This is a genomic window from Desulfosarcina cetonica JCM 12296 (assembly GCF_001311845.1).
In the GTDB taxonomy this organism is placed as follows: domain Bacteria; phylum Desulfobacterota; class Desulfobacteria; order Desulfobacterales; family Desulfosarcinaceae; genus Desulfosarcina; species Desulfosarcina cetonica.
The window spans coordinates 1-8633 of the sequence record NZ_BBCC01000237.1 but is presented as its reverse complement, the minus strand read 5'-3'; the positions used below and the strand labels follow the sequence as shown (position 1 = coordinate 8633).

Below are 8633 nucleotides of genomic sequence, written 5' to 3'. Positions count from 1 at the left end.
CCCCACCCAGTATTGACGATTCTATTAGTTCTGAACAAAATTGCCAAGAAAAATCAGACCGGCCCGATCGCCTGTCATTGGTGCAACAACCAATTCAATATTATCAAATACGGCACCTACAAGCGCTATGGCTTTTCCGGACAGGAGCAAATCAGGCACTGGTTCAGTTGAATAGGTGCTGTAATTGGCAGAAAATACATAGAAAAGCTGGACAATAGCAAATAAAAGATGTACGGTAATCTACCCCAACCATGATCAAAAGGAGTAGATTATGCTTTTATTTACATGCAAATGTCCCAATTGTTCATCTGAAAATATCCGGAATGACTATGTATACAGCACAATTTCTAACGGTTATAAGAAAATGCTCCTTTGTCGAGACTGTTCATCTTCATTCTCAGAAACAAGAAACACTTTCCTGCAATGTATCAGGACGCCTGCCAGTAAAATCTGGAAAGTCTTAAAGGCCCGAACTGAGGGAACGTCACTCAATGCCACCTGCCGGATTTTTGACATCGCTAAAAACACCCTTCTTGCCTGGGAACGAAAATTTTCTTATCTTTATCGTGCCTTATTCATCTATTCAATGGCGCACACGTTCATCCAGTCAGTCATCGAAGGCGATGAATTCTATACGAAAGTCCAGAAAAATGTTCCGCCTGAAGAATCTTCCGGATGGACTATCGTTCTCATGGATAGAGCCAGCCGTTTCATTTGGGAAATGAGCTGCGGTAAAAAGGACAGGTCCCTTTTTGAAAAAGCAATCAAGACACTGGCAGAACTTGTCAATCAAACTGAAGACATAACCCTTCTGACAGATGGTGAACGTCGATATGGAAAAATTCTCTTTGAAATATGCCACGAGCTTTTGCAAACCGGTATGCGTGGTCGTCCTCGAAAAGTGTTGAAAAATGGAGTTACCGTCAGGGTAAAAAACAAAGGCTCCCAAGCCCATAAGAAAGGACGCAAAAGGCCAAAATACCAGACAACATGTCCACAACACCCTGAGACCACAAACCATATTACAGATAAGGAAACACACGCCAACCACGTTGAAGCCAACAATAGCGCAATGCGCCGAAAATGTTCCGCGTATAGAAGAAAAACAAACACATATGCAAAATCAGAAACGGGTCTTCAACGCGTGTTGAACGTTTATTGGGTTGTCCATAACTGTTACCGCCGATTTAATTCCCCGCCAATCCCCTCGCATCTAATTCCCGCCAAAACCACCGCACCAGACCAGCCACCGGCAATTTAATTCCATCAATTCTTAAAAAATTCATATAGTTCCTCTTATTCACATCCGATAAATGGACACCCATCCAGGAGAGGGACTATGGAACCGGTGCCGTGTTTCCATTGTGCAACGGTATTTACCCCGAGGAACAAGAAACAATATTGCTGCAGCCGTCCGGAATGCCAAAAGGCCAGAAAGGCGAATTGGCAGAGGATTAAAATGAAGACAGATCCGGACTATAAGGTCTCCCAGAAACTCAGCCAACAAAAATGGACCACCAACCATCCCGGGTATTGGAAATCCTATCGAGAGCAGTATCAGGAAAAAACCGATAGGAATCGGATGCTTCAAACGGTCCGCAATCGGCGCAGGTCGACCAGGAACAAACCAGCCGACGTCCTGATTGCAAAGATGGACGTGACAAAAGTCAGTATCTATACGATTTCGGATACCTGACAATGATTGCAAAGATGGACTCGGGGACAAGACCTCAAAAACCATGGTACGCCGTTTGTGAACACCAACATTTTAGGAGGCGGCCATGGTTAAGAAGAAAATTATCGATAAAACCCGAATCCGGCGGATCAACGGCGGGTTTGCATTCATTCCCCACCGTTTTCTCACAGGTGGCTTTCTCAGCGATTTGTCTCCCGATCAATTGCTGCTCTATTTCTTTCTGGTACTGGCGGCAGACCGCTACGGACTTTCGTTTTACAGTTACGATAAAATTTGCAGCCTGCTCGAATTCAACTTGGACCAGTATGTCGAAGCACGGTGTGCGTTGATAAAAAAAGACCTGATCGCTTTTGACGGAACCGTATTCCAAGTCCTCGCATTACCAGAGGCACCCCCAAAATCAGGTCGACAACGAGCGCATCCGCTTGGGCAAATCGCCCAAAACCTTTTTAAGGAGGTGGGGGCATGATTGACAAACGCACCATCTTCGAGATTCATCGATTGAAGCATCTGGGTTGGTCAGACAGGAAAATTGCCAGGCATTTAAACATCGACAGGGGGTCGGTAAAAAAATATGTTGCCAATCCCGTGGCCGTTCAAAAACGGCCGCGAAGAGGATCCAAATTGGATCCCTACCAAGACCAGATCAATCGTTTGGTGGACCAGGATCCTACCGTCAGTGCCCCGGTGGTGCTGCAGCACCTGAAAGCCAGTGGTTTTGATGGAAAGATCACCATTGTTCGCGATTATTTGATGGAACTGCGGGGTAAACGAAAACAACGCACCGCCTATTGCCGTTTCGAATCACCTCCCGGCGAACAAATGCAGATCGACTGGGGGCATTTTGGCGCCTTGGATTATGGAGACACCCGCCGCAATCTTTACGGCCTGGTCGTTATCGAATCCTTCAGTCGAATGCTTTATGTGCACTTTACGCATAGCCAGAAGCAGTGGGCTTTGCATAGCGGTCTACTCGACGCGTTTGCCTGGTTTGGTGGTAGCCCAAAACAACTGGTGGTCGACAATATGGCCACCGCCGTCGTAGAGAGGCTGGGTTCCGTGGTTCGTTTCAACGATGCATTCCTGGACTTTTTAAGGCATTTTTGTGTCGAACCGGTCGCATGTAATCCGGGATCCCTTTTGAAAAGGGGAAGGTCGAGTCCGGGGTAAAATACGTCCGCCGCAATTTTCTGCCTCTGCGCTCGTTTACCGATCTGGATGATGTTCAACGCCAGGCCCTTTCCTGGTTAACTACCGTAGCCAATGTCCGCATCCATCAGACAACGGGAGAACGTCCAGCTCAGCGGTTTGAAAAGGTAACGTTGACCCCTTTGCCGGAATGTCTGCCGGAGACAAAACAGACCGAATCTTTACTTGTGCACAAGGATTTTGCCGTTCGATTCGATGGGAATACCTATACCGTTCCCCCGTGGGCCGTCGGCAAAACCGTGATCGCCAAGGCGGATGCTGCCACTGTCGCCTTGTACTTTAAAGACAAACGCATCGCGGCGCATTCACGATCTTGGCAGCGAAAAACGCGTATTGAAACGCCCTCCCACCGAGAGCAGGTAAAAAAACTTCGCAAAAGGCTCTGGCAGGACCGCCAGGTCGCGGCCTTTCTCTCTTTGGGACCTGTGGCGGTCGATTATCTCGAAGGCCTGATTGAAGCCGGCCTGCCCACCAAAAAACAGGTCAAACGGCTCCTTGCGTTGGAAGACAAATACGGAACCGAGGCCGTGATATACGCGATCACAAAATCGATGGCCTGCAAAGCCTGGGGAGCCGACTATGTCGAAAATATTGTCCACCAGGAAATGACGCCGAAAAATGAGCACCCTCCGGTTCGATTGAGAAACGAGAATTTAAATCGCATCCGTCTAAAGCACACTTCTTTGCAAGAGTATGATTCTCATGTTCTCAAAAGGATGAAAAAATGATCGAAGAAATCTGCGAAAAGGCAGGCGCGTTGAGACTTAAGACCATCGCTTATGAATTTCCACAAATCATCGAGATGGCCGGGAAAAACAATTGGCCCTGCTCGAAAACCATTTGCCATCTGTTTGATCTGGAAATCGAAAATCGCCGCCAAAACCGCATCGTACTTTGTTATCGTCAATCCAAATTGAACGAAAAACCCACCATCGATCAATTTGACTTTAACCACCACAGTTCTCGTAAAAACCAAAAAACTCAAATCCTCAACCTGATGTCTTTGGCGTTTCTAAAGGAAGGGATGGATATCATTTTGATTGGCAATCCCGGTGTCGGAAAAAGCTTTTTAGCCAAGGCCGTGGCCTATGCAGCCACCCAGGCCGGCATCAAGGTCCTTTTTACCACCGCCATGGATATGATCAATCATCTGATCGCAGCCGATGCTGACCACTCCCTCTTGAAAAAACTCCAGTACTATCAATCTCCGGAGCTGCTTGTTATTGACGAGATTGGTTACCTTGGCCTTGGCAAGAAAGGGTCCAACTTGTTTTTCCAGGTCATCAGTCAGCGGCATGAAATCAAGTCAACCGCCATAACGACGAACTTGCCGTTTGCAGACTGGGGGAAAATATTTGACTCGACCACAGTCGCCACCGCCATTGCCGACCGCCTTGTCTATAACTCGCAGATCCTTATCTTGGAGGGACCCAGTTATCGAAAGAGGTCGAAGTCAAAAAGACCATAACCGAAAAAATTTGATGCAAGGAGTGGGCTGCGCGCTTTTAATGCATGCTCATTACGCAGACCTGCGTCTTGCGCAAGTAGTGGTTGGTTTTAATATCGGTGATTTTGGCTGGTTTTAAAACCGGTGGTCACACCATAACTTCCTCAGAGTTCACTTTACAACCAAAGAAGTGCCTGCTGTAAGTTTAGGAGTAATAGAATGCGAGACCACTCCGGAATCGCTTTTCAGTGCACAATATATATAACTAACCAAAATAGTGATCTATAGTTATTACCTATTCAACTGAACCAGTGCCGCAAATCAGGATTCAGCGTTATCTTTGTGTCAAACTCAATCTCTCTTTCGATTGACGCCCACAAATTCTTATATGGTATGACGGTTAAAATTTGCGCGAAAATCGGTGTATAATATCGTATGCTGCAAGGTATGTTTTTACCATTGGTTGATAAAAGTGAATGCAATAAAATTTTAGTAGAAAGGATTATTATCTATTAAATCCATGTCCTCAGGAGATAGATTTCTTTTTAGAATTAAACGGTAATAAGCACGAAAATGCCGGCATGTTTTTCCCCAAGAAAATAGCTTAATCCTTTTTTTTCCATATTCGACTAAATTTTTTCTTAATTTCTTATCATACCATAATTTTTTGATTGCTTCAGAAATATCAATAATATTGTAAGGATCAAAAATAAGCGCAGCGTTTCCCGCTTGTTCGGGAAGAGATGTGACATTAGAGCAGGCAACTGGTGTTCCTGAATAAAATGCTTCAATCAAAGGAAAACTAGCTGCCTCATATTTCGTAGGAATGATAACAAACTTACACAATTCATAAAGTGATTGTAACTCACTAAGTGAAACAAAGCCAACAAATTTAATTTGGTCAAACATATTATTTTTTCTAATCACATTTAAAATTTTTGGATAGAATTCATTCATATGTCCAGAAAACACAACTGGTATTATTAAGTTAAAATTATCTCTTAAGTATGCTACAGATTCTATGAGTCCAATATGATTTTTATGTTCCCATGTTTGGGCAGGATAAAAAATGAATTCATCTGGGAGGTTAAATTTCCGTTTAGTAAGTAGTAAATCATTATTTGATGGAAAAGAACAAAACTCGTTAGATTGAGCAAGAGGAATTACTTTAACTTTTTCAGAATCTATAGAGTAATGTTTAATTATATCATTTTTAATCCAAGAGGAAGCAACTGCAATTATTGTCGCTTGGTTGCAGAATTTTCTGTAATTAATTTCTCGATTTGTAATTTGCCATTTGTTAAAGAATTTTGGATGATGCAAATGCTGAAGGTCGTGAGGATGGTAAATGCTTGGAATTCTAGTTATAAATGCACTTTGAATTGGGAAATGTATTAAATCAATATTGTACTTTTCGATAATTCCCTCTGAATGTGCTAATTTTACCGCTTTATCCTTTATTATGAGATATTGAAGATATTTAATAAAATGCCAAAAATGCTTCAGATGTATACTTAAAAAATTAAATTGAGATATCCAGTGTGTGGATGGGCCACTATTCAAAGTAGTGATAATTTCACATTGTCCTTCGGTGTGCGTTATCAACCACTCTTTTGTTTCTGGATAGGTTAAAAAAAAAGTATCTTTCTTTATCATTTTGCAATTTTGAGAGGCCCTGAGAAAGACCTATGACGACATGTTCTAAACCGCCATATAAACCTTTTTCAATTCTCGCATCGATACAGATATTTATCATAGTATTCAATCAGATTTTTGACAATTTACTTCAAAAAACGCATATTTTTAATAAAACACAGTTTATAGCATGTAAAACCATAATGAAATGAAAATAAATTATCTTAGCGATGATGACCTAATAATAGAGCAAATTTTTTCTATTTCTTTTTTAGATAAATTAGAAAATGTCGGAAGGTTTAAACCAGAACGACTTATTTTTTCGGTATGAATTAATGAATCCTTTCTCTCTACTGATTGTTCTCTGAAGGGAGGAAGCAAGTGCAAAGGTATAAAAAAAGGACGTGTTTCAATTCCCTGATTTTCTAACAGACGAATTAGATCATCTCTAGATTTTCCATATTCTTTCTCATTTACAACAATACAGAATAACCACGGAGTCGGCTCAGCCCATTCTGCAACGGGTTGGAAGCTAATTCCATTGATTTCAGATAAAAATTCACGATATGTACTGAATATATTTAATCTTTTCGTTAAAATGTTTTTATAGCGTTCCATTTGAGCACACAGAATTGCACAGGCAATATTGGTCAAACGAAAATTATAACCGGTCACTGGAAAAAAGTATCTTCGATTTGGATCCATGCCTTGTCCACGTAACGTTTTAGCACGGATAGAAAGATTTTTATCATTTAAAGTAATTGCGCCACCTTCTCCGCAGGTAATAATTTTATTGCCATAAAATGAAAAAGTACCTACACGTCCAAGGGAACCGACTGGATCGCCCTTATATTTTGCAAAATGTGCTTCGGCGGCGTCCTCAATTACCCAAAGTCCATGAACGGCTGCAATGTGGTTAATTCGATCCATGTCTGCCGGATGACCGTATAAATGAACGACAATTATTCCTTTTGTCCTGCGAGTGATGCTATTTTCTATCAAATCAGGATCGATACACCATGTTTTAGGATCTACATCAATAAAGATTGGTTCCGCACCGACATAACGTACCGCATTAGCGGTAGCTATATATGTAAGAGAAGGAACGATAACCTCGTCTCCGTGTCGGACATCCAAAGCTAACAAAGCGAGGTGAAGTGCGACGGTTCCGTTACATACACTTAAACAATAATTGGTACTGCATTTATTGGCAAACTCCTTTTCAAAACGATTTATGTAGGAACCAGTAGAAGAAATCCAAGTGCTTCTGATTGCATCAACTACATTGGCTTCTTCCATCTTCGAAAGGTCCGGCGCTGAAACTTGGGTCATTATTTTTTTCATTTTTAATCCTTGAAATTAATGAGTCATGACCTCCAGCAAAGCTGGAGGCTTGACACGTGAACCGCTCAAAGCGGTCAAGTTCATTAGCCACCTAAAGGTGGCGTCGCTTTAACCAGACATCTGAAGCTGACCGAGCCTTCGGTCTTCCTGTTCCTACTCTCTGATATATTTCCGGATTGTTTCTCATCCCTGCCGACCGTTGATACATGGTAGCCTCCGGCCCAGAAGTACTGCCCTTTGTAGTTTCTCTTTTGCCCCATGTAGACTCTGGCAATATGGATCGCACTTTTACCTTTCAAGTATCCAATGACTTGCGATACCGCGTATTTGGGTGGGATCGATACGAGCATGCGAACATGGTCTTCCATCAAATGCCCCTCAAGGATCTCACATTCTTTCTACCGGGCGAACTCCTGGAATACCTTGCTCAGATACCTTTCGGAGTTCGCCATAAAGGTTCTTTCTCCGGCATTTGAGTATCCAGGTTATGTGGTATTTGCATTCCCACTTGGAATGGTTTAATGATTGTATACTGCGAATGGCAATAAAATGTGAAAATTACCGCCGATATTAATTTTCTACGGGACAAAAGTGGTATTATTTGCCATACTACCCTGGATGCATTGAACCTTCAATGAGCAGCCAGGGAGAGACCAATGATTAAAGTAGTATTTTCTGACCAGGATCTTAAAACCATTGACTATGAAAGGTTTCATCATCCCATTCCCCGAGTTCAGCGCAGGATAGAAGTCCTCTGGCTAAAAAGTCAGGGGCTTCCACACAAACAGATTGCGAAAATATCGGGTGCCTGTGACAATGCCGTGACAAAATATTTGCGACTTTACCGTCAGGGCGGCCTTGATGAAATTAGAAAAGTCAATTTTCGCCGTCCTCAAAGTGAACTTGAAAAATATAGCGATTCGATTGAACTTGGATTTCGCTTGTTCAAATCTTAAGTTGAAAAATTAGCTATTCATAGGGAATCGGAGAAAATCTTTAAAAATCAGAGGAAAATTACCGATTACGCACTCTAATCAGGTATAACTATATATAATCATTGAAAATACGCCTAGATTTTTCTTTGCCAATATTATATGTGATTTCCATACGTTACGGAACTCACCGTTATGCCAAAGAATATTATCAACGACGTCCGCACCAAGCCTGTCGGCTTCGCTCCGATTCTGGCGCATTATTTCGAAAAATGCCAGTAATGTCCGGTTAGGTTTTTGCTTTCGCGCTATGTACTCATAAGTGGCTTAAAAAAATGAAAAAAGTGAGTTTTTTCTCTTGACAAATAGG

At 42.2% G+C, this 8633-nt stretch carries 9 protein-coding genes and 2 pseudogenes; 8 read left to right on the top strand and 3 right to left on the bottom strand.

Annotation, left to right across the window (positions count from 1 at the left end; translation table 11 throughout):
• Positions 1 to 271: 271 nt before the first annotated feature.
• From JCM12296_RS37305 to JCM12296_RS39175, 7 genes and pseudogenes are all read left to right on the top strand, one after another.
• Positions 272 to 1261, top strand: a complete 990-nt coding sequence (locus JCM12296_RS37305; RefSeq protein ID WP_083456663.1) for an IS1 family transposase — start codon at positions 272 to 274, stop codon at positions 1259 to 1261.
• Positions 1262 to 1459: 198 nt separating this feature from the next.
• Positions 1460 to 1696 carry a hypothetical protein gene (locus JCM12296_RS30240; RefSeq protein ID WP_157068024.1) on the top strand — a complete coding sequence of 79 codons (237 nt, stop codon included), beginning with the start codon at positions 1460 to 1462 and terminating at the stop codon, positions 1694 to 1696.
• A gap of 85 nt (positions 1697 to 1781) precedes the next feature.
• Positions 1782 to 2165: a hypothetical protein gene (locus JCM12296_RS30235; RefSeq protein ID WP_054700812.1), complete on the top strand. Its 384-nt coding sequence runs from the start codon at positions 1782 to 1784 to the stop codon at positions 2163 to 2165.
• The gene (gene istA / locus JCM12296_RS30230; RefSeq protein ID WP_054700809.1) at positions 2162 to 2866 is read left to right on the top strand and encodes an IS21 family transposase; all 705 of its coding nucleotides are present in this window, start codon (positions 2162 to 2164) and stop codon (positions 2864 to 2866) included. The genes JCM12296_RS30235 and istA overlap by 4 nt, the downstream gene beginning before the upstream one ends.
• Before the next feature lie 152 nt (positions 2867 to 3018).
• The gene (locus tag JCM12296_RS30225) at positions 3019 to 3633 is read left to right on the top strand and encodes a Mu transposase domain-containing protein (RefSeq protein ID WP_054700807.1); all 615 of its coding nucleotides are present in this window, start codon (positions 3019 to 3021) and stop codon (positions 3631 to 3633) included.
• Positions 3630 to 4373: an IS21-like element helper ATPase IstB gene (istB, locus tag JCM12296_RS30220; RefSeq protein ID WP_054700804.1), complete on the top strand. Its 744-nt coding sequence runs from the start codon at positions 3630 to 3632 to the stop codon at positions 4371 to 4373. The genes JCM12296_RS30225 and istB overlap by 4 nt, the downstream gene beginning before the upstream one ends.
• 124 nt (positions 4374 to 4497) lie before the next feature.
• Positions 4498 to 4617 (top strand): annotated as a pseudogene (locus JCM12296_RS39175) (IS1 family transposase); the annotation flags it as partial.
• Between the two features lie 224 nt (positions 4618 to 4841).
• Here the strand turns inward: JCM12296_RS39175 and JCM12296_RS37300 are convergent.
• The 3 genes and pseudogenes from JCM12296_RS37300 to tnpA all read right to left on the bottom strand — a co-directional run bounded on the left by JCM12296_RS37300 (position 4842) and on the right by tnpA (position 7871).
• The gene (locus JCM12296_RS37300) at positions 4842 to 6008 is read right to left on the bottom strand and encodes a glycosyltransferase family 4 protein (RefSeq protein WP_083456662.1); all 1167 of its coding nucleotides are present in this window, start codon (positions 6006 to 6008) and stop codon (positions 4842 to 4844) included.
• Positions 6009 to 6206: 198 nt separating this feature from the next.
• Entirely contained in the window at positions 6207 to 7331 is a 1125-nt protein-coding gene (locus JCM12296_RS37295) for a DegT/DnrJ/EryC1/StrS family aminotransferase (protein WP_172684189.1), read from the bottom strand.
• A 153-nt stretch (positions 7332 to 7484) separates the two neighbouring features.
• Positions 7485 to 7871 (bottom strand): annotated as a pseudogene (tnpA, locus tag JCM12296_RS30215) (IS200/IS605 family transposase).
• 116 nt (positions 7872 to 7987) lie between these two features.
• On the opposite strand from tnpA, the gene JCM12296_RS30210 reads away from it, so the two are divergent.
• Positions 7988 to 8287: a helix-turn-helix domain-containing protein gene (locus JCM12296_RS30210; protein ID WP_054700801.1), complete on the top strand. Its 300-nt coding sequence runs from the start codon at positions 7988 to 7990 to the stop codon at positions 8285 to 8287.
• Positions 8288 to 8633 lie beyond the last annotated feature (346 nt).

Bases quoted from the DNA above. Each gene is read 5' to 3' on its own strand.
- JCM12296_RS37305 (WP_083456663.1), top strand. From the start codon at position 272: ATGCTTTTATTTACATGCAAATGTCCCAATTGTTCATCTGAAAATATC.
- JCM12296_RS30240 (WP_157068024.1), top strand. From the start codon at position 1,460: ATGAAGACAGATCCGGACTATAAGGTCTCCCAGAAACTCAGCCAACAA.
- JCM12296_RS30235 (WP_054700812.1), top strand. From the start codon at position 1,782: ATGGTTAAGAAGAAAATTATCGATAAAACCCGAATCCGGCGGATCAAC.
- istA (WP_054700809.1), top strand. From the start codon at position 2,162: ATGATTGACAAACGCACCATCTTCGAGATTCATCGATTGAAGCATCTG.
- istB (WP_054700804.1), top strand. From the start codon at position 3,630: ATGATCGAAGAAATCTGCGAAAAGGCAGGCGCGTTGAGACTTAAGACC.
- JCM12296_RS37300 (WP_083456662.1), bottom strand. From the start codon at position 6,008: ATGATAAAGAAAGATACTTTTTTTTTAACCTATCCAGAAACAAAAGAG.
- JCM12296_RS37295 (WP_172684189.1), bottom strand. From the start codon at position 7,331: ATGAAAAAAATAATGACCCAAGTTTCAGCGCCGGACCTTTCGAAGATG.
- JCM12296_RS30210 (WP_054700801.1), top strand. From the start codon at position 7,988: ATGATTAAAGTAGTATTTTCTGACCAGGATCTTAAAACCATTGACTAT.